This is a genomic window from Paraburkholderia sp. (genome assembly GCF_028283785.1).
In the GTDB taxonomy this organism is placed as follows: domain Bacteria; phylum Pseudomonadota; class Gammaproteobacteria; order Burkholderiales; family Burkholderiaceae; genus Paraburkholderia.
In genome coordinates this window covers 230,701-248,964 of record NZ_JAPWKB010000012.1, presented here as the reverse complement: position 1 = coordinate 248,964, position 18,264 = coordinate 230,701, and the positions used below count along the sequence as shown (strand labels likewise).

The 18,264-nt window shown below is 61.9% G+C and carries 17 protein-coding genes; 10 read left to right on the top strand and 7 right to left on the bottom strand.

Annotation, left to right across the window (positions count from 1 at the left end):
• Positions 1–11: 11 nt before the first annotated feature.
• On the bottom strand, positions 12–212 hold the full coding sequence (locus PW947_RS12830) for a hypothetical protein (RefSeq protein ID WP_299632160.1): 201 nt from the start codon (positions 210–212) through the stop codon (positions 12–14).
• Between the two features lie 212 nt (positions 213–424).
• On the opposite strand from PW947_RS12830, the gene mnmC reads away from it, so the two are divergent.
• The 7 genes from mnmC to PW947_RS12795 all read left to right on the top strand — a co-directional run bounded on the left by mnmC (position 425) and on the right by PW947_RS12795 (position 9,973).
• The gene (gene mnmC, locus PW947_RS12825; RefSeq protein ID WP_299632158.1) at positions 425–2,392 is read left to right on the top strand and encodes a bifunctional tRNA (5-methylaminomethyl-2-thiouridine)(34)-methyltransferase MnmD/FAD-dependent 5-carboxymethylaminomethyl-2-thiouridine(34) oxidoreductase MnmC; all 1,968 of its coding nucleotides are present in this window, start codon (positions 425–427) and stop codon (positions 2,390–2,392) included.
• Between the two features lie 917 nt (positions 2,393–3,309).
• Positions 3,310–4,515, top strand: coding sequence for a cation:proton antiporter (locus tag PW947_RS12820; RefSeq protein ID WP_299632156.1), 1,206 nt, complete (start codon positions 3,310–3,312; stop codon positions 4,513–4,515).
• 161 nt (positions 4,516–4,676) lie between these two features.
• Entirely contained in the window at positions 4,677–5,792 is a 1,116-nt protein-coding gene (locus tag PW947_RS12815; RefSeq protein ID WP_299632155.1) for a YbdK family carboxylate-amine ligase, read from the top strand.
• Positions 5,793–6,475: 683 nt separating this feature from the next.
• Positions 6,476–7,114, top strand: coding sequence for a MarR family winged helix-turn-helix transcriptional regulator (locus tag PW947_RS12810; protein ID WP_299632154.1), 639 nt, complete (start codon positions 6,476–6,478; stop codon positions 7,112–7,114).
• Positions 7,115–7,315: 201 nt separating this feature from the next.
• On the top strand, positions 7,316–8,026 hold the full coding sequence (locus PW947_RS12805; RefSeq protein ID WP_299632153.1) for a glutamine amidotransferase: 711 nt from the start codon (positions 7,316–7,318) through the stop codon (positions 8,024–8,026).
• Between the two features lie 111 nt (positions 8,027–8,137).
• Positions 8,138–9,250: an NADH:flavin oxidoreductase/NADH oxidase gene (locus PW947_RS12800; protein ID WP_299632152.1), complete on the top strand. Its 1,113-nt coding sequence runs from the start codon at positions 8,138–8,140 to the stop codon at positions 9,248–9,250.
• A 198-nt stretch (positions 9,251–9,448) separates the two neighbouring features.
• Complete coding sequence (locus PW947_RS12795; RefSeq protein ID WP_299632151.1) at positions 9,449–9,973, top strand: SET domain-containing protein-lysine N-methyltransferase; 525 nt, start codon at positions 9,449–9,451, stop codon at positions 9,971–9,973.
• A gap of 53 nt (positions 9,974–10,026) precedes the next feature.
• Here the strand turns inward: PW947_RS12795 and PW947_RS12790 are convergent, their stop codons facing one another.
• Together PW947_RS12790 and PW947_RS12785 are read right to left on the bottom strand one after the other, a co-directional pair.
• Positions 10,027–11,580, bottom strand: a complete 1,554-nt coding sequence (locus PW947_RS12790; RefSeq protein ID WP_299632149.1) for a sensor histidine kinase — start codon at positions 11,578–11,580, stop codon at positions 10,027–10,029.
• A gap of 146 nt (positions 11,581–11,726) precedes the next feature.
• The gene (locus PW947_RS12785) at positions 11,727–12,413 is read right to left on the bottom strand and encodes a response regulator transcription factor (RefSeq protein WP_299632148.1); all 687 of its coding nucleotides are present in this window, start codon (positions 12,411–12,413) and stop codon (positions 11,727–11,729) included.
• A gap of 124 nt (positions 12,414–12,537) precedes the next feature.
• On the opposite strand from PW947_RS12785, the gene PW947_RS12780 reads away from it, so the two are divergent.
• Positions 12,538–12,762 (top strand): DUF3717 domain-containing protein, encoded by a 225-nt coding sequence (locus PW947_RS12780; protein ID WP_299632146.1) that lies wholly within the window; start codon positions 12,538–12,540, stop codon positions 12,760–12,762.
• Between the two features lie 67 nt (positions 12,763–12,829).
• Here PW947_RS12780 and PW947_RS12775 read toward each other — a convergent pair whose 3' ends face one another.
• On the bottom strand, positions 12,830–13,135 hold the full coding sequence (locus PW947_RS12775) for a 4a-hydroxytetrahydrobiopterin dehydratase (RefSeq protein ID WP_299632145.1): 306 nt from the start codon (positions 13,133–13,135) through the stop codon (positions 12,830–12,832).
• A gap of 105 nt (positions 13,136–13,240) precedes the next feature.
• On the bottom strand, positions 13,241–14,131 hold the full coding sequence (gene phhA, locus PW947_RS12770) for a phenylalanine 4-monooxygenase (RefSeq protein WP_299632144.1): 891 nt from the start codon (positions 14,129–14,131) through the stop codon (positions 13,241–13,243).
• 138 nt (positions 14,132–14,269) lie between these two features.
• Between phhA and PW947_RS12765 the strand changes: the two genes are divergently transcribed.
• Entirely contained in the window at positions 14,270–14,761 is a 492-nt protein-coding gene (locus PW947_RS12765) for an Lrp/AsnC family transcriptional regulator (protein ID WP_299632143.1), read from the top strand.
• A gap of 45 nt (positions 14,762–14,806) precedes the next feature.
• Here PW947_RS12765 and PW947_RS12760 read toward each other — a convergent pair whose 3' ends face one another.
• Together PW947_RS12760 and PW947_RS12755 are read right to left on the bottom strand one after the other, a co-directional pair.
• Positions 14,807–15,349 carry a class IV adenylate cyclase gene (locus PW947_RS12760; protein ID WP_299632142.1) on the bottom strand — a complete coding sequence of 181 codons (543 nt, stop codon included), beginning with the start codon at positions 15,347–15,349 and terminating at the stop codon, positions 14,807–14,809.
• A gap of 282 nt (positions 15,350–15,631) precedes the next feature.
• On the bottom strand, positions 15,632–16,531 hold the full coding sequence (locus tag PW947_RS12755; RefSeq protein WP_299632141.1) for a LysR family transcriptional regulator: 900 nt from the start codon (positions 16,529–16,531) through the stop codon (positions 15,632–15,634).
• Between the two features lie 124 nt (positions 16,532–16,655).
• Between PW947_RS12755 and PW947_RS12750 the strand changes: the two genes are divergently transcribed.
• Positions 16,656–18,179, top strand: coding sequence for a CoA-acylating methylmalonate-semialdehyde dehydrogenase (locus PW947_RS12750; RefSeq protein ID WP_299632140.1), 1,524 nt, complete (start codon positions 16,656–16,658; stop codon positions 18,177–18,179).
• Positions 18,180–18,264 lie beyond the last annotated feature (85 nt).

Below are 18,264 nucleotides of genomic sequence, written 5' to 3'. Positions count from 1 at the left end.
CCTTTCTGAGTTTAGGTTGACACGAACAGCGCGAACGCGCCGATTATACGTGCGCGTACGGCGCCGTCGAGCAGCAACGGCCCCGGAACACCTCCGGGCGAGCGCATCGTGCAGCGCACTGCAGGACGGCCGTGCTGCCGCTTCCCTTCGCGGCGCTTGCTATGATAGCGCAGCGCAAACCCAATCAGGATAAGGGTTTCGAAGAATTGCACGGTTCAAACCGGCGAACCCGAAAGGAAATTGGCATTTTCGACGTCGCTGCGATCCACGCGGCGGTTCGGGCTTACGTCGGCGTGTCTGTCGGCGACGTGGCCGAAGCGGTCTGTCGACACCGTCGAACACCGCGTCGGCGTGCCGGCCGGTTTGATGCCGTGCGGTGCGATTCCACGCCGTCCTCTCCCGCGACTGCCTTCTTCCGTCACGCATGACCGACCCGCTCATCCCCGCCACGCTTGCCTTTCGCGACAACGGCACGCCGTTCTCGCCGCGTCACAACGACATCTATCACAGCGCGGTCGGCGCGCTCGCCCAAGCCGAATACGTGTTTTTGCAAGGCAACCAGTTGCCCGAAAGATGGCAACGCAAACGCGTTTTCACCGTGCTCGAAACCGGGTTCGGCATGGGCATCAATTTTCTGGCGACATGGGCCGCGTGGCGCGCCGATCCGCTGCGTTGCGAGCGGCTGCACTTCGTGTCGATCGAAAAACACCCCTTTTTTCCGGACGATTTACGTCGTGCGTACTCGGTGACGGTTGCGGATACATCGATCGCGGCACTTGGCGTCGAACTCGCCGACGCGTGGCCGATGCTCGTGCCCGGCACGCATCGGCTCGAATTCGACGGCGGACGCGTCACGCTGACCTTGCTGTTCGGCGATGCCACCGACCTGCTGCCGACACTCTGGCTACGCGCCGACGCGTTTTATCTCGACGGTTTTTCGCCGTCTAAAAACCCCGAATTGTGGACGCCGCCGGTATTCAAATCGCTCGCGCGACTGGCCGCCGACGAAGCGACTTTTTCGACGTACACCAGCGCGGGCGACGTCAAACGCGCGTTGCTGCAAAGCGGTTTCGAGTACAAGAAAGTGGACGGCTTCGGCTGGAAACGCGCGATGCTGGTCGGACGCTTCGCGCCGAAATGGCGCGTGCGCCGGCACGAGCCGCCTTCGCCATTGGCCATGAATGAACGGCACGCAGTGGTGATCGGCACGGGCCTCGCCGGGTGTGCGCTGATCGAGCGGCTCGCGTCGCGCGGCTGGCAGGTGACGTCGCTGGAACGGCACGCATCGGTCGCACGCGACGCGTCGGGCAATCCCGCAGGCGTGTTTCATCCGATGCTGTCGCGTGACGACAGCGTCGCTTCGCGCATCACGCGCGCCGGTTTCCTGTACGCATTGCAGCGCTGGAATGCGTTGACGCGCGACGGCCATCTCATCGCACGCGGCGGCGATGGACTCTTGCAGATCGGCGCCTCCGACGACGAAGCGCGCACGATGAACGACGCGCTCGCCGGATTCGAATACCCGCCCGACTACGTGACGCGCGTCTCGCAAGCGGACGCGCAGCGTCTTGCGAACGTGCCGCTCGCGCGCGGCGGCTGGCTGTTTCCACAAGGCGGCTGGATCGATCCGGCGTCGCTGTGCGCGGCGCAATGCGCGGCGGCGGGCGATCGGCTCGAACGACGCTTCGGCGTCGAGGTCGCGCGGGTCGAACGCTCGGGCGATCAATGGATCGTGTTCGACACGAACGGTCGCGCGATTACGGCTGCGCCCGTCGTGATTTTCGCGAACGCACACGACGCCGCGCGCGTCGCCGGACTTCGCTATGCACCGACGCAAAGCGTGCGCGGCCAGCTCACGTTGCTGCCATCGGGAAGCGTGTCGCCGCTGCGGATGCCGGTGATCGGTGAAGGCTACGCGGTGCCGCTGCCGAACGGTGTCACGCTGACCGGCGCAACCTACGATATCGACGATCCCGATCCAGGCGAACGCGCACCCGGTCACGTCGAAAATCTCGCGCGAGTCGCGCAGATGTGGCCGTCGATCGCGACATCGATCGATGCGGATCGGGCGGCTGGCTTGTCCGGACGCGTCGCGTTTCGCTGCGTCGCAAGCGATCGTCTGCCGATGATCGGCGCACTCGCCGACGAATCGGCCGCTATTCGCGATGCCGTTGCATTGCGTGGCGCATGGCCGCTCGATCTGCCGCGCGCACAGGGTTTGTACGGCGCGTTCGCGTATGGCTCGCGTGGACTCGTTTGGGCAGCGCTCGGCGCCGAACTGATCGCGTCGCAGCTCGAAGGCGAGCCGTGGCCACTCGAACGCCCGCTCGTCGAAGACCTCGATCCCGCACGCTTTCTGCTGCACGCGCTGCGACGCGGCACCGCGGCCTGAAAATTCCAACGCTCAAGATAGACGGGTTATCCACACCTGGTTGTGGATAACCCGTTTGTTTACGTGCGCAACTCGTGTGGATGCGATGTGGACGTAAACGGGGTAACTTTGCGCCGCGCCAAATCGGCGGAAAGTTATTCTTTTTTCCTGGACCGGATCCCACATAAAACGCATCCAGTTGTGCGTTCGGCAAACCGATGATTCGTTTCGGTAAACAGGAGTTATCCACAGAAAAGCAGCGGCCTTGTTAACTGCTACTACATATATATACGACTTATCCGTAAACCCTAGTGGCGCACTCACCGGAGCGGGAAAAAGTCGGGCAGAAGGACTTTGGCTGAGTCGTAGACGTTGTCGCTACGCTCTAGATTCCCAACACGTCGAATGTCCCAGGCGCGTCACGCAAACCGCGTAAAACCGGCACGCGCCTACTGGCTCGGGGATTGCAGCGATCTCATCGCACTCTTGCGACCCATCCGGACGTGGGCCAACGCACGGTCAAACGGACGATTTTTCCGCCCAATCCGAAGTTAGTACCGTTTTTTACCGCTTTACCGGCGTGATCGTGTGTTTTACGTCCCGTGTTAAAAAGCTATGGCACAATCGCCGTTCTTTCCGCGTCGGGCCTCGCATCAAGCGTCCGACGCATCAACGGAACGGTGCCGCTCCAACAGAATCTGACTCACAGGTCGACGGCGTTCTTTTCATTCGTGCCGCGCAGCTTTGCTGCGGCAGCACATACGGCGTCGTCGCTTGCACTACGCGGCGCGCGTTCCGTCTTCACCCGATCATTGACACTTGCAACGCCGGTCGGCGCGAAGCGATCCCGACGATCCCTTGCGCTTCTGGTTGAGCCTCGCCGGCTGGTTGGCCGGTTCACGTCGTCTGACGGTTGCTGCTAAGGAGAACCCATCACGATGAAGTCGGCGTTTTCGTTTTTTCCTGCGTGGCCGCTCACGCCCGATGCGATTTTCTGGGCCGGCCTCGCGCTGCTGGCTGCGGGTTTATGTGGCGAGTTGTGTTATCGGGCGTGGCGGTTGCCACGTATTTCCGGTTATGCAGTGATCGGGCTGATTGCCGGATCGGCGGGTTTCGGCGTGATCGACGCGCAATCGGCCGATGCCGCGCGTCCGTTGCTCGACGTCGCGCTCGGTCTGTTGCTGTTCGAACTCGGAAGCCGGCTCGATTTGCGCTGGATCCGTCGTAATCCGTGGTTGATTCTGTCGAGCCTCGCTGAATCGACGCTGACATTCGCGCTGGTGCTCGGCGTGTGCCTGTTCCTGAACGTGTCGTTGATGGTCGCGATGGTGCTCGCCGCAATCGCGATGGCGACCTCGCCCGCGATGGTGATCCAGCTCAAGACCGAACTGCGCGCCGAAGGCCAGGTCACGCAACGTCTGATGACCTTGACCGCGCTGAACAGCATGTACGCGGTGGTGATCGAAAAACTGGTGTCGAGCTGGTTGCATCAAGAGGTGTACGGCAACGTATTCGCGACGATCCTGCAACCTTTGTATCTGCTGATCGGGTCGCTGGTGCTCGCCTATGGACTCGCGCGGGCCTGCACGTTTTTCTACCGCCGGATGAACATGGCCGACGAGCATTCGTTCGTCGCGCTGTTCGGTCTCGTGATGCTGGCGGTCGCGGTTGCGCATCTGTTGAAGCTGTCGACGATTCTCAGCCTGCTTGCCGCCGGCATCATCGTGAAAAATCTGGAAGCGCGGCCGCAGTTGTGGCCGCAGCATTTCGGCACGGCCGGCTGGTTGCTGACGGTGATTCTGTTCGTGCTGACGCTGACGTCGTTCGAATGGAAAGACATTGCTTTGGGCGGCGTCGTCGCGCTCGGGCTGATCGTCGCGCGTTTTATCGGCAAGCTGGTCGGCGTGATGGCATTTGCAAAACCGAGCGGACTCGACTGGAAGCAGGGTGTCGCGCTGGGTTTATCGTTATCGCCGATGTCCGCGCTCGCGTGGTTACTGGTCGACGATACCTATGAGCTGTATCCGAATTTCGATCCGATGCTGCGCGCGGTCGTGATGTGTTCGATTGTCGTGTTGCAGATTCTCGGACCGTGGCTCGTGTATCGCAGTCTTGCGCTGGTCGGCGAGCGTCGCGAGGAATGATTGGGCGTCAGTGCCCGTAGCGGCGCAAAGATTGCGCACGGTTTTTCAGGGCTTGCGCGGCGAGTGTCGCGCAGCTTTCGCAGCTAATTTTCGATCGATGCAGCGGCTGGGCGAATTTCGCACGATGCCCGTCGCTGACTCGACACCGATCAGGGGACACCATGTCGCTCGAACCCTTCATCGATTCGAAGCCGTTCACATTCGGCGTCGAACTCGAAATGCAGATCGTCAACACACACGATTACGATCTGACCAAAGCCGGCAGCGATCTCATGCGGTTGATCAAGGACCAGGAGATTCCAGGCAATATCACGCCGGAAATCACCGAAAGCATGATCGAGTTGTCCACTGGCATCTGCACGACGCACGAGCAGGCCGTCACGGATCTTCGCGCGATCCGCGACACGCTGGTCGCTGCCGCCGATCGTCTTAACGTGGGCTTGTGCGGCGGCGGCACGCACGCGTTTCAGCAATGGAGCGAACGGCAGATCGTCGATACGCCGCGTTTTCAGTATCTGTCCGAGTTGTACGGCTATCTCGCGAAGCAGTTCACGGTGTTCGGGCAGCACGTTCACATCGGTTGTCCGGATTCGGACAGCGCGCTGTTTTTGCTGCACTCGATGTCGCGCTTCATTCCGCACTTCATCGCGTTGTCGGCGTCGTCGCCGTTCGTGCAGGGCGTCGATACCGGTTTTCATTCGGCGCGTTTGAATTCGGTGTTTGCTTTTCCGTTGTCGGGACGCGCGCCGTTCGTTTTGACGTGGGACAGCTTCGAAGAATATTTTTCGAAGATGGTTCACACGGGCGTGGTCAACAGCATGAAAGATTTTTACTGGGACATCCGTCCGAAGCCGGGTTTCGGCACGATCGAAGTGCGCGTGATGGATACGCCGCTGTCGGTGGATCGCGCGGCCGCGATTGCGTGTTACATCCAGACGCTCGCTCGCCATCTGCTGCTCGACAAACCGCTGATGCCAAAAGAAGACGATTACCTCGTCTACACGTTCAACCGTTTCGAAGCGTGCCGTTTCGGCCTCGCCGGGACGTGTATCGATCCCCAATCGGGCGAACGCAAAACCATTTCGGAAGACATTCTCGAAACGCTCGACCGGATTGCGCCGCACGCGGACGCGTTGGGATCGGGTCAGGCGCTCGCGGAGATCGGCGCGATCGCGCGTAGTCAGGTCAACGACGCGACATGGTTGCGCGGTGTCGTCGATCAGGAAAAGTCGCTGCACGAAGCCGTCCGTCAGCAATGCCTGCAATGGCGCGCATGACGTCGGCGCGCTTAGCCTGCTCAAGCGCACTGCATTGAGAACGATTGCCCAAAAAATAGGCGTCACATGCGTTTTGCATCACCTGCGTCGAAACAACCCGCCTTGTGCGGGTTTTTTTTATCTTTCTTTTTCTCGCTCGTAGCCCTTAATTCTTTTCAAAAGATTACGTATACACGGATAGCGGTCTGCATCGCGCGTTGCATGCGCCTGTGGACAACTGAATAATTCCTTGCAAAGTCAAAGTGCTAGGAAAACCATAAGGCTGGGGATTGACGGCGCTTCGACGCGCGTTGCCGTGAACCTCGAACGGGCTGCACGAATCGCTACAAACCGGCGTAAAGAATGGACAGCACTTCAATTCACCCAGTTTTGCACCGGTTATCCACAGCTTGAATGGGATAACTAAGCTGTACGATTTCCCGCTCTCGCATAGAATGTCGGTTTTCGTCGCTGCACGCCTTGGCGAGGGCGCACCGGCAATGCGTTGAGTCAGCGCGCATGCCGGCTGTTGCAAGGCGTTTGAATGGCCGCATGCGTATGTTTGCATGCAAGACGATCAATTGTCGTGAGAGTAGAACTGGCCTTTTCCACACGATGGAACTGGCTCCCCCACAAGGTCGGCGGCGTATTGGCGCTGAACGGCCGGCTAGGCAGCGCGAGCTGTCAATAACCAACGAAAGATTATGAGCGAAGGCGTTTACGGAGAGCAGGCAACCGGGCGAGTTACCCACAGCCTGTTGCGGCTGAGTACTGCAATGCGCAGCCAGGCATGGGAATGGGCGGAGGGCGCAGGCCTGACGCCGACGCAGGGCGAAATTCTCGTGCTGCTGATGCAACGCAAAGGCCCGATGCGTCTGGGCGAAATTGCTCGCGAAACGGCGCTCACCGCAGCCACCACCAGCGATGCCGTCAGCACGCTCGAAGGCAAGGGTCTGGTCGAAAAGCGTCGCGCACTCGACGATGGTCGCGCACTGGCGGTTCGTCTGACCGCACGTGGCCGCACCGCCGCAAAGCGCGCTGCCACGTGGCCTGATTTTCTCGCGAAGGCCGTCGGCACGTTGCCGAACGACGAGCAATCGGCGTTTTATCGCACGCTGCTGAAGACCATCCGTCAGCTGGAAACACAAGAGCAGATTCCGCCGCACCGGATGTGTCTGACCTGCACGCATTTCCAGCCGAGCAAGAATCCGAAAAAGACGCCGCATCACTGCGCGCTGCTCGAACTGAAGATGGCGGACACCGACGTGCGCCTCGATTGCTCGGTCCACGAAACGGCCGACATCGCGACGCAGAAGAAAGTCTGGAAAGTGTTCGCGCAATAAGCATCAGGAAGGGGTCTACAGCGTTGATCGGTCGTCGGCTGCGTATTGCGCGCGGTCGACGACGTTCCGCTACACTGCAAGCCGGTCGCGCCCGAATTTCGGTGCCCGACGTCCGGCTGTCCAGCGCGTCGAATTCCGGTTGTCGAATGCACGGGATGCCGCCTGTCCGTCAATCTGCGTGTCAATTTGCGGGGCCTGCCGATGAATCGCGAAGTTCTGGCCATTCGTCATGTGCACTTCGAAGATCTGGGCAGTCTCGAACGCGTGCTCGGTGACCGCGGGCAACTGGTTCGTTATCTCGACGTCGGGCTTGGCCGCGTCGATGCGCCGGACCCAGCTGCCGCCTCGTTGATGGTGGTGCTCGGCGGTCCGATTTCCGCGACTGACGACGCCCGTTATCCGACGCTCGCGCCATTACTTTCGCTGATCGAAAAACGCATCGCCACGGGCTTGCCGACGCTCGGCATCTGCCTCGGCGCGCAGTTGATCGCGCGCGTGCTCGGCGCGCGCGTGTATCGCGCGAAGCAGACGGAACTCGGCTGGTCGCCGCTCACGTTGACCGACGCCGGACGCGCATCGCCGTTGCACCATCTCGACGGCGCGAATACGTCGATGCTGCACTGGCACGGCGATACCTTCGATCTGCCGCCCGGCGCGACGCATCTGGCCGCCACGCCCACTTGCGAAAACCAGGCGTTTTCGTGGGGCGCGCACGTGCTCGGCGTGCAATGTCATCCGGAGATTCGCGCCGATCGCTTCGAACCGTGGCTGATCGCGAACGCTGCCGAACTCGACGAACACGGTGTCGATATTTGCGCATTGCGCGCCGATACCGCACGCCTGGCGCCGTCGCTCGAAACCTGTGCACGTGCAGCATTCGGCGAATGGCTCGATCACGTCGACACCCGCTGACAATCGTCGATTAAAACGTGTGCCGCGCCGTCTGCGTGGCGCGCGCTACCAGCATCATTTCGGGCCCGGTGCTATCCTCGTTCGCTCTTTCCGTCATCCAGGGCGAGACCCATGAGCGCGCTATTTTCTCCGCTCACGCTGCGCAGCGTGACGCTTCCAAACCGTATCGTTGTCTCGCCGATGTGCCAGTATTCGGCCGAGCGCGGCGAAGCGACCGCATGGCACATGATCCATCTCGGCGGCCTCGCGTTGTCGGGCGCCGGCCTGCTGTGCATCGAGGCAACCGCTGTCGAACCTGACGGCCGCATCACACCGGGCGATCTCGGTCTGTGGGACGACGCCACGGAAGAAGCGCTGGTGCCGGTGCTCGCCGCGATCCGCAAGCATTCGCATATTCGTGTCGCGATGCAGTTGTCGCACGCGGGTCGCAAGGCGTCGAGCCAGGCGCCGTGGGAAGGCGGTCAGCTGATTCCGGTGTCGGCGGGCGGGTGGTTGCCGCATGCGCCGTCGGCGGCGCCGCACAAGGCCGGTGAAGAGCCGCCGCTCGCGCTCGATACGCCGGGCCTCAACCGGATTCGCGAGGCGTTCGCGGCGTCGGCGCGACGCGCGGCGCGACTCGGCATCGACGCACTCGAAGTGCATTGCGCGCACGGTTATCTGCTGCATCAGTTCCTGTCGCCGATCGCCAATCAGCGCACCGACGAATACGGCGGCTCGATCGAAAACCGGATGCGCTTTCCGCTCGAAATCTTCGACATCGTGCGTGCCGCGTTTCCCGCCGACAAACCGGTCGGCGTGCGCGTGTCCGCAACCGATTGGGTCGATGGCGGCTGGACCCTCGACGACACGCTGGTGTTCGCGGGCGAGTTGAAAAAGCGCGGTTGCGACTGGATCGATGTGTCGTCGGGTGGCGTGTCGCCGTTGCAGAAGATTCCGCTCGAACCGGGCTATCAGGTGCCGTTCGCGCGCGCGGTCAAAGCGGCTACCGGACTGACCACGATCGCGGTCGGTCTGATCACCGATCCGCTGCACGCGGAACAACTGATCGAAGCGGGCGACGCCGATCTGATCGCGCTCGCCCGCGCGCTGTTGTACAACCCGCGCTGGCCGTGGCACGCGGCTGCGCAACTCGGCGCAACCGTCGAAGCGCCGCCGCAATACTGGCGTTCGCAGCCGCGCGAACAGAAGGCATTGTTCGGCGATATTTCGTTCGGTCAGCGTTGAACGGAACCCCGCACGGATGAGTGCGGCGATGCGTCCTGACGGTTGAACGAACGCATCGCTACCGTGTACGATGCCGGATGTGTGGCGCACCCGCGTCGCAGCCCACGCGGCGCCCGCAAGGCGCCGCGTTTGCTATGTGCGCGGCAAAGTCGTTCAGGGTCTTCGGGTTCTTTTCCGTTCTTCTTAAGGATTCAGTCAATGAGTTCACGCAGGATCGTCGTGCGCCGTTCGGGCGTGCACGGCAAGGGCGTGTTTGCTGTCGAAGCGATTGCTGCCGGCAAACGCCTGATCGAATACAAAGGCGAACGGATTTCATGGAAGGAAGCGTTACGCCGTCATCCTCACAATCCTGATGAACCGAATCACACGTTCTATTTCGCGCTCGATGACGGTCATGTGATCGACGGCAAGATCGACGGCAACAGCGCGCGCTGGATCAACCACTCGTGCGCGCCGAATTGCGAAGCGGAAGAAGTCGACGGTCACGTGTACGTGCACGCGTTGCGCGATATCGACGAAGGCGAGGAGCTGTTTTACGACTACGGCCTTGTCATCGATGCGCGTCAGACGAAGAAGCTGAAGAAAGAGTACGAATGCCGGTGTGGCGCGCGAAAGTGTCGCGGCACGATGCTGGCGCCGCCCGAGAAAAAGTCCGGACAGGCCAAGGCGGAAAAGGCGGGGAAATCGGCCAAAAAATCGGCCAGGAAAGCGAAAAACAAATGACGTGTTGCGCGGACCGTTCCTGAGTCGGGACGGCCCGGCGACAATACCTTGGCTTACATATCGATCGGCGCATCTTGCGCCGATTTTTTTGCCTGCACGCCAGGCTGCTTCGGCTCGCGCGGTTCACGCAAGTCACGCGAATCACGCAGATCGCGCACGTCGCGGTTCGCGCGCGGCGTCTGCGCGTTGGACAGCGGAATACGCACGATGAAACGTGCGCCGCCTTCGGGCGCGTTTTCGTAATGCACGCTGCCGCGATGCAGCACCATGATGTCGTGGACGATCGCGAGACCCAGGCCCGCGCCGCTATCGACGCCGCCGTCGCTCTGACCGTCGCCACGGAAGAAGCGCTTGAACAGTTCGAGCTGCTGCGACTCCGGAACGCCCGGGCCGTTATCTTCGACGATGATTTCCGCGTTCGGGATCTCGTCGATGACGGCTTTCGAAACGGTCACGGTAATGCGTCCGCCATCGAGCCGCGACGGCGGCACGTACTTCAACGCGTTGTCGAGCAGATTGGCGATCACTTCGTGCAGCAGCACCGGATTGCCGCGCGCGGTCAACGGATGATCGTTGGCGGGATCGTCGAGACGCTGGAAGCCGAGATCGACGTGCACGGCGAGCGCGCGCGGCACCCATTCCGCACCGGTTTCGAAAGCCAGCGCCGCCATATCCACATCGACGAAACGCGCGGCCTGTTCGCCAGGTTCCGCCCGCGCCAACGACAGCAACTGGTTCGACAGACGCACCGCGCGATCGGCGGCTGCGCGCAATTCGCGGACGGCCGCGAGCGTTTGCTGTGGATCGCGCGAGACGAGGGCTTGCTCCGCGTGCAACTTCACTGCGGTCAGCGGCGTGCGCAACTGGTGCGCGGCGTCTGCGATAAATTTGCGCTGACCATCGAGTGCGGTTTTCAGACGACCCAGCAACGCATTCAACGCGCCCGTCAGCGGCCGGATTTCGACCGGCACGAACGTCTCGTCCACCGGCTCCAGCGACGTGTGGGTTTGCCGGTTCAACGAATCCGCGAGGTCGGTGAGCGGATTCAACTGCTGGTTGACCACGCGCCACACGATGACCCAGCCGGCCAGCAACAGCAGCAGCAACGGCATCATGATCGCGACCAGGAATTCGGCGGCGATCCGGAACCGGTGCCGAACCGGCTGGCCGACTTCGACGACGATCGGGTTGCCGGTGGGCTGATCGACGCGGACCTGCGCGACGCGCACCGCCACGCCTTCGTGTTCGGTTTCGAATACGTACGCGTAGTGCATGCGCCGGACGCTGGTACCGCGCAGCGGCAGCTTCGGGTCGCCGGCGATTTCGGTTTCGCCATTGCTGATCCGGTAGACCAGATGTTCGACGGGGTCGGAGAACATGGCTTGCGCGAGCGGCGGCACGGTGACGTTCGCATCGGGACCGGCGATCTGGATCTGCTTGGAGATCGCGGTGGCCAGATCGGCCAGCGAACGGTCGACGACGTGCTGCGTGTATTGCCACGCGAGCCAATAGGCGATCAGGCCGCTCATCAGCGCGAGCAGGGAAAGGGGAGCAGCGAGGCGACGCAGCAACGAGCGACGCAGGCTGGTGGCGACCGTTTGGGGCATGGCCGGACGCGACAGGCGCGCGATAAGAATTACGAGCGGCGAATCGCGCCGCAAATAGCTGGGGCCGGCGGTGCGGATCCGTGAAGGATGCGCAAACGCCGGCCCCAGCGCCGTCAGGTCGGAAAAAATGGGACCGATGGGTCCAATTATGCGGCCTGGCGGATTTCCTGCAACAGATAGCCGAAACCACGCACCGTCACGATCTCGACGCGGCACGCTTCGAGCTTTTTACGGACGCGGTGAACGTAGACTTCGATTGCGGTATCGCCGAGGTCGCCGCCGAAGTGCGTCAGGTGATCTTGCAGTTGCGCCTTGCTGACCACGCGGCCATGACGCAGCAGCAGCATTTCGAGCACCGCGAATTCACGCGGCGACAGTTCGAGCGGTTTGTCGTCGTTGAAGATGCGGCGATCGACGCCCGACAGACGTACGCCACCCAGCGATACTTCCGGACGCGGCATGTCGCCATGCGGCCCGCTGCGGCGCATCACGGCACGGATACGCGCTTCGAGTTCAGCGGGTTCGAACGGCTTCAGCATGTAGTCGTCGGCGCCGGAATTCAGGCCTTGGACACGGTCGTTCAGTTCGTCGCGCGCGGTCAGGATGATGACCGGCGTGTGGCGGTTGCTCTGACGGAAACGCGACAGCAAGGTCATGCCGTCGATGCCGGGCAAGCCCAGATCGAGGATCACGAGTTCGTGGCGGTTTTGCGTGAGAGCCTGCTCGGCGAAAATGCCGTCGTGGACCATGTCGACCGTGAAGCCGGCTTGTTCGAGGCTGCTTTGGATGCCGCGTGCGATAGGGCGGTCATCTTCGATCAGAAGGAGTCGCATGGAATTCGCTCAAGTACAATAAGTTAGGCAGTGGGGCACGCGGTTCGCCTCGCCCGATGTTGCACAGGTGCGCGCCGCGATGATCGGGCTACGTCAGCGCGGCCCCGGAGCGACCACGAAAGTCATGTCCGACATCACGATTCACGAACTGGAAGCCGCGATCAACTTCTGGCGCGCCCGCTCACCGTCGAGCGGCGACGAACTCGTGCTATGCAAGGAGGCAAGTGCGCTCTCCAAGCCATACGCGCAGATGATTGTACAGCGTCAGACCGTGCTGACGCGGGAAGGTTTGGAGCCAAATGCACGCCAGGCCTGGGAAACTTACGTTCGCCTTAAGAACGGCCTGTAGAAATGAAGGATTGGGCCGCCTCTTGCCTGCAAAGCCCTTTCAGTGGGCCTGAGCAGCGTGTTCCCGCTCAGGTTTCGCGCGTGCCGCCCGCGATCGATTCGATAAAACCGGCCAGCTCGATATCCCGTACGGTCAGTCCGTTGGCCTCGTGCGTGGACAGGGTGATCTCCACCTTGTTGTACACGTTGAACCACTCGGGATGATGGTCCATCTGTTGCGCCTTGATCGCCACGCGCGTGATGAAACCGAACGCTTCGTTGAAATCCGCAAATTCCAGATGACGTTGAATCGCGTCGCGCCCGGCGACCGTTGCCCAGCCGGGAAGATTCGCGAGCTGGATGGTGCGTTCTTCGGAAGTGAGTGTGTTGATCATCGATGAGCCTCGGGAGAGCGACGCGCCGCGCGCGTCAGTCCCGCCATTTTTTCATGTCTTGCGCGGTGGCGCTGAGCGCGCGAACCGCGCGGCGAATACAGCGTGTCAGACGTCGGCGTCGTCGGGCCAGCCTTCGCCGGTGCCGCGCGTGACGACACGGTCGCCTTCGCGGATGTCGCCCGCGGCGAAAGCGGGGGCGTCGGCGAGTCTGGCGAGCAACGGCGCAAAGTCGGTATTGGCGACATCGAACAGTTGCTTGAAATCGTCGATCACGAAGTAGGTTTTCTGGAACGTGTCGATCCTGTAGCGCGTTTGCATCACGCGTTCGAGATCGAAGCCGATCCGGTTCGGCGCATCGCTTTGCTGGCTGTACAGCGTTTCGCCTTTGCTCGACACGATCCCCGCACCGAAGATTTTCACGCCGTTCGCGCTGTCCGCGTCGCGGATCAGGCCGAACTCGACCGTGTACCAGTAGAGCCGGGCGAGCAGCGGCAGCGCGCCCGCATCGTTGGCGGCGAGCGCGGCGCGGCCGTACGCGTGCATGTAGTCGGCGAACACCGGATTGATCAGCAGCGGCACGTGACCGAACAGATCGTGAAAGCAGTCCGGTTCCTGAAGGTAATCGAGCTGGTCGGGGCGGCGCATCCACCAGGTCACCGGAAACCGGCGATTCGCGAGATGCTCGAAAAACACCTGATCGGGCACCAGACCCGGAACGGCGACGATCTGCCAGCCGGTCGCGGGCGTCAGTTGCGCGTTGATTGCGTCGAATGACGGCACGCGGTCCGGCGACAGGTTCAGCCGCGCCACGCCTTCGAGGAACGCGTCGCACACGCGACCCTTCAGCAACGCGGTCTGACGCGTGTAGAGCTGATTCCACACCGCGTGATCGACCGCGCCGTAGCGATGCATCGGCTGGTCGATCGTGAAGTCGGCGCGGGTCTGCAGACCGGCGTCGAATTGCTCCTTCAGTTTTGCGGTGTTAGGTGTTGCCATGATTCGCTCTCTGCTCGCGACGTTTCAATGATGCAAGTGTAGAGCGGGCGACGCGCGGGAAGGGCGCATTGTTGGCGTTATCGACGCCTTATATGCGATAATCGTGCATCAAAACACGAATCAATGCGGAGAATCGTCATGCTTGAACTGGATCACTTCGATCTCGCGCTTCTGGAGGTGCTCCAGCGCTTCGGCCGTGCCACGCATCAGCAACTCGGCGAACAGGTGCCGTTGTCGCCGTCGCAGATTGGTCGGCGGCTGCAACGGCTCGAACAGGTCGGCGTGGTGGACGGTTATCGCGTCGTGTTGCGGCCCGAAAAACTCGGCCTCGGCGTGACCGCGTTCACCAGCCTGAAATTGAAGCACCACGGCGATTCGATCGTCGAGCAGTTTCAGCAGCAGATCGACGTGCTGCCCGAAGTGCTCGAATGTCACGCGGTGGTCGGCGACGCCGATTATCTGTTGCGCATTGTCGCGCCGGACCTGAACGCGCTGTCGCAATTCGTGATGAAGAAGCTGATGCGCGTGCCGGGCGTGGACAGCGTCCGCTCGAACATCGTACTGACGACGTTCAAGCGCAATGGACCGTTGCCGCTCGGTCATCTGTCCCCGGGCGCGGCGACGAGCTAAAAAGCGCCCGCCGCAGTTCGCGGATCACCCGCTCGAGGCGCGCGCTCAGGCCGCGCGCAGCGGCTCCGGCGCGTTGCCCGCGTCCAGCAGATCCACATACGCGCGCGCAACCAGATCCGATTCCGGCACGCCGAGTTTCGCGAACATCGCGTGTGCTTCAGCTTCGCCGCCAGCCTCGTCGTCGTCTTGTCCGAGCACCACTTCCAGTTCGATGAAATCGCCGAGGCCGTCCACGCGGTCGAGGTGAATCCGCGTGCGTCCGACCAGAAATACCTGCCGTTCCTTCATCACGATGCCGCGCGTGGTCAGCGCGGTGGCGAGCAACGCGTGCATCGCTTCGGCGTTCGTCACCGGGCTGCGCGTGTAGTACGAGACCTTCGGGCCGTCGAGTTCGTCGCGTTGATAAAAGATCAGTTCGGCGGGCGTGCCGTCGTCGAACTGGCGCAGCTTCAGGCGTCCGCGCGGCACGTCGTAGAAAAAGTCCTGCTGGCGGAAGATCAGCGGTGCGTCCGGCGCCAATTGTGCGGCGCGTTCGCGCAGCAGGTCGAAGTGCTGCGCGCGGGCTTTGATTTCGATATTGCGTGCCATGTCAGGCTCCTGTCGAGAGATAGCGGGAGCGACGGCCGGGACGCAACATGCTGCGCTGCGACATGGCCGTCGTGAAGACAAAACTCAAGCGGAAGGAAGCGAAAAGCTACGGGATGCGATTGCGCCGTGCACGACGCGCGAACCCTGAGCCTAACAAAAACCGTGCGACGGCGGCGTGAACTTATGCGAACGCTTTGCTGACATCGCGACTGTGAACGAGTGAAACACGGCGCTCGCGGCGACGTGGGCACGCCGGCACGCGCCCGCTGTCATGAGCCGCGCTCATATCGTCCATTGCTGTTCGATCAGCTTCAGGGCCGCCGCGATGGCCGGTTCCTGCTGACGTGCGGCGAGTGTGACGAAGCTCAGTTGAGTCGGCACGGTGATACCTTCGACGATGGTCAACGCGTGCGCATGCGCTTCGGCGATGGCGGTGGCGTCGCGTGCCAGCGTCAGCCCGACGCCCGATTTCACCAGATCGAGCATCGACGGTTCCTGATCGACTTCTGCGACGATAACCGGCCGCACGCCCGCTTCACCGAAACAGCGCGTCAACAGCCGGTTATGCGCCGATGCGGGCGGCGTCCAGATCCACGGCAATGCGGCCAGCGAACGCCAGTCGCGCGCGCCTTTCACCCGATCCTTCCAGCCCGCCGGCGCGAGCACGCGATACTGGAAACGCGTCAGCGTGACCGCGTGAAACACGGCGCCGTCGCGCGTCCCGTCGTCCGACGGCGCACCGATGTAATAGCCGACGTCCAGTTCGCCCGCGCGGATCTGTTCGAGTACCCAGCCGGACATACCGTGACGCAGCGCCGTTTCGATATGCGGCCATGTCTCCACGAGCTGCTTCAGAAAACCGCCGAGCCGCAGAAATTCGGGATCGAGAATCGTGCCGATGCGCAGGCGGCCGCGGACCTCATGGCGCAGCGCCGCCGCCGCGCGCACGACATCGGCCGCTGCGCCGATCGCGCGTTCCGCGTGCGGCAGCAGCGCCTGGCCGTCACGCGTCAACGCAAGGCCGTGCGACGTCCGCGTGAATAGCGTCACGCCAAGCGTCTCCTGCAAATGTTTGATTTGCAGGCTGACAGCCGGTTGGGTCAGATGAAGTTGCACCGCAGCACGCGTCAGATTGCCTTCGTGTGCGACGGTGACGAATGCGCGTAGCAGCGTCAGGTCCATATCCTGATATTAACGCGGCTTATATCGTAATTGAGCATTACTCATTGGATTTGCTCGGGTGAGCGCGCTTACGCTTGGACTCAAGGCGGACGACCGCCCAGTCGTTGATCAGACGAGGATAAACATGAGCGAGACAGACAACCGCGGCGCGCGCGTCGCGGCGTTGACCCATCACATCGGCGGCCATGCGGTGGACGGCACCAGCGACCGGTACGGCGACATTTTCAATCCTGCGTTGGGTTCGATATCGGCGCGCGTGCCGTTGGCGAGCGTCGCCGAAGTCGATACCGCGGTGGCGGCCGCAAAAGCCGCATTTCCTGCATGGAGCGAAACCGCGCCGATCAAGCGTGCGCGCGTGCTCTTCAAGTTCAAGGAATTGCTCGACCGTCATCACGACGAACTCGCCGAGCTGATTACGCGCGAGCACGGCAAGGTGTTTTCGGATGCGAAGGGCGAGGTGATGCGCGGCATCGAAATCGTCGAATTTGCGTGCGGCATTCCGAATCTGTTGAAGACCGATTTCACCGATCAGATCGGCGGCGGCATCGATAACTGGAACTTGCGCCAGCCATTGGGCGTAGTCGCGGGCATTACGCCGTTCAACTTTCCGATGATGGTGCCGTGCTGGATGTTTCCGGTTGCGATCGCGTGCGGCAATACGTTCGTGCTGAAGCCATCGGAGCGCGATCCGTCGGTGTCGAACCGGTTGGCCGAGTTGCTGACGGAAGCCGGTTTGCCCGACGGCGTGTTCAACGTCGTGCATGGCGACAAGGTGGCCGTCGATGCATTGCTTGCGCATCCGGACGTCGGTGCGTTGTCGTTTGTCGGATCGACGCCGATTGCCGAATACATCTATACGGAAGGCACGAAACGCGGCAAGCGGGTGCAGGCATTAGGTGGCGCGAAGAATCATCTGGTGGTGATGCCCGATGCCGATCTCGATCAGGCCGTCGATGCGTTGATCGGCGCCGCGTATGGATCGGCAGGCGAGCGATGCATGGCGATATCGGTGGCAGTTGCCGTTGGGCATATTGCCGACGAGCTGATCGAACGACTGACGCCGCGCGTGCAGGCACTGAAGATATTGAACGGGATGGAAGCGGATGCGGAGATGGGGCCGTTGGTGACGGCAGCGCATCGGTCGAAGGTCGTCGGATATATCGATGCGGGCGTGGATGCCGGCGCGAAGCTGGTGGTCGACGGACGCGGTTTTGCTTTGAACGGACACGAAGAAGGGTTCTTTCTGGGCGGCACCTTGTTCGACGATGTGCGCACCGACATGACGATTTATCGCGAGGAGATTTTTGGGCCTGTGCTGTGTGTGGTTAGGGTGCCTGATTTCGCGTCGGCTGTTGAGTTGATCAATGCGAATGAGTTCGCTAATGGCGTGGCGTGTTTTACGTCGGATGGTGGCGTGGCCAGGGCGTTCGCGCGGCAGATTCAGATCGGGATGGTGGGGATTAATGTGCCGATTCCCGTGCCGATGGCGTGGCATTCGTTTGGTGGATGGAAGCGGTCGTTGTTTGGTGATCACCATGCTTATGGGGAGGAGGGGGTGCGGTTTTATACACGCTACAAGAGCGTGATGCAGAGGTGGCCGGATAGTATTGGGAAGGGGGCGGAGTTTGTTATGCCGGTGGCTAAGTAAGGGTTTGGGTTTGGGTTTGGCTTGGTGTGGGTTGGGTTGCGTTGGTTGTCCCGGTTTCGCGGTGGTTTGCCTGGATCGTCCCTGT

Bases quoted from the DNA above. Each gene is read 5' to 3' on its own strand.
- mnmC (WP_299632158.1), top strand. From the start codon at position 425: ATGACCGACCCGCTCATCCCCGCCACGCTTGCCTTTCGCGACAACGGC.
- PW947_RS12820 (WP_299632156.1), top strand. From the start codon at position 3,310: ATGAAGTCGGCGTTTTCGTTTTTTCCTGCGTGGCCGCTCACGCCCGAT.
- PW947_RS12815 (WP_299632155.1), top strand. From the start codon at position 4,677: ATGTCGCTCGAACCCTTCATCGATTCGAAGCCGTTCACATTCGGCGTC.
- PW947_RS12810 (WP_299632154.1), top strand. From the start codon at position 6,476: ATGAGCGAAGGCGTTTACGGAGAGCAGGCAACCGGGCGAGTTACCCAC.
- PW947_RS12805 (WP_299632153.1), top strand. From the start codon at position 7,316: ATGAATCGCGAAGTTCTGGCCATTCGTCATGTGCACTTCGAAGATCTG.
- PW947_RS12800 (WP_299632152.1), top strand. From the start codon at position 8,138: ATGAGCGCGCTATTTTCTCCGCTCACGCTGCGCAGCGTGACGCTTCCA.
- PW947_RS12795 (WP_299632151.1), top strand. From the start codon at position 9,449: ATGAGTTCACGCAGGATCGTCGTGCGCCGTTCGGGCGTGCACGGCAAG.
- PW947_RS12790 (WP_299632149.1), bottom strand. From the start codon at position 11,580: ATGCCCCAAACGGTCGCCACCAGCCTGCGTCGCTCGTTGCTGCGTCGC.
- PW947_RS12785 (WP_299632148.1), bottom strand. From the start codon at position 12,413: ATGCGACTCCTTCTGATCGAAGATGACCGCCCTATCGCACGCGGCATC.
- PW947_RS12780 (WP_299632146.1), top strand. From the start codon at position 12,538: ATGTCCGACATCACGATTCACGAACTGGAAGCCGCGATCAACTTCTGG.
- PW947_RS12775 (WP_299632145.1), bottom strand. From the start codon at position 13,135: ATGATCAACACACTCACTTCCGAAGAACGCACCATCCAGCTCGCGAAT.
- phhA (WP_299632144.1), bottom strand. From the start codon at position 14,131: ATGGCAACACCTAACACCGCAAAACTGAAGGAGCAATTCGACGCCGGT.
- PW947_RS12765 (WP_299632143.1), top strand. From the start codon at position 14,270: ATGCTTGAACTGGATCACTTCGATCTCGCGCTTCTGGAGGTGCTCCAG.
- PW947_RS12760 (WP_299632142.1), bottom strand. From the start codon at position 15,349: ATGGCACGCAATATCGAAATCAAAGCCCGCGCGCAGCACTTCGACCTG.
- PW947_RS12755 (WP_299632141.1), bottom strand. From the start codon at position 16,531: ATGGACCTGACGCTGCTACGCGCATTCGTCACCGTCGCACACGAAGGC.
- PW947_RS12750 (WP_299632140.1), top strand. From the start codon at position 16,656: ATGAGCGAGACAGACAACCGCGGCGCGCGCGTCGCGGCGTTGACCCAT.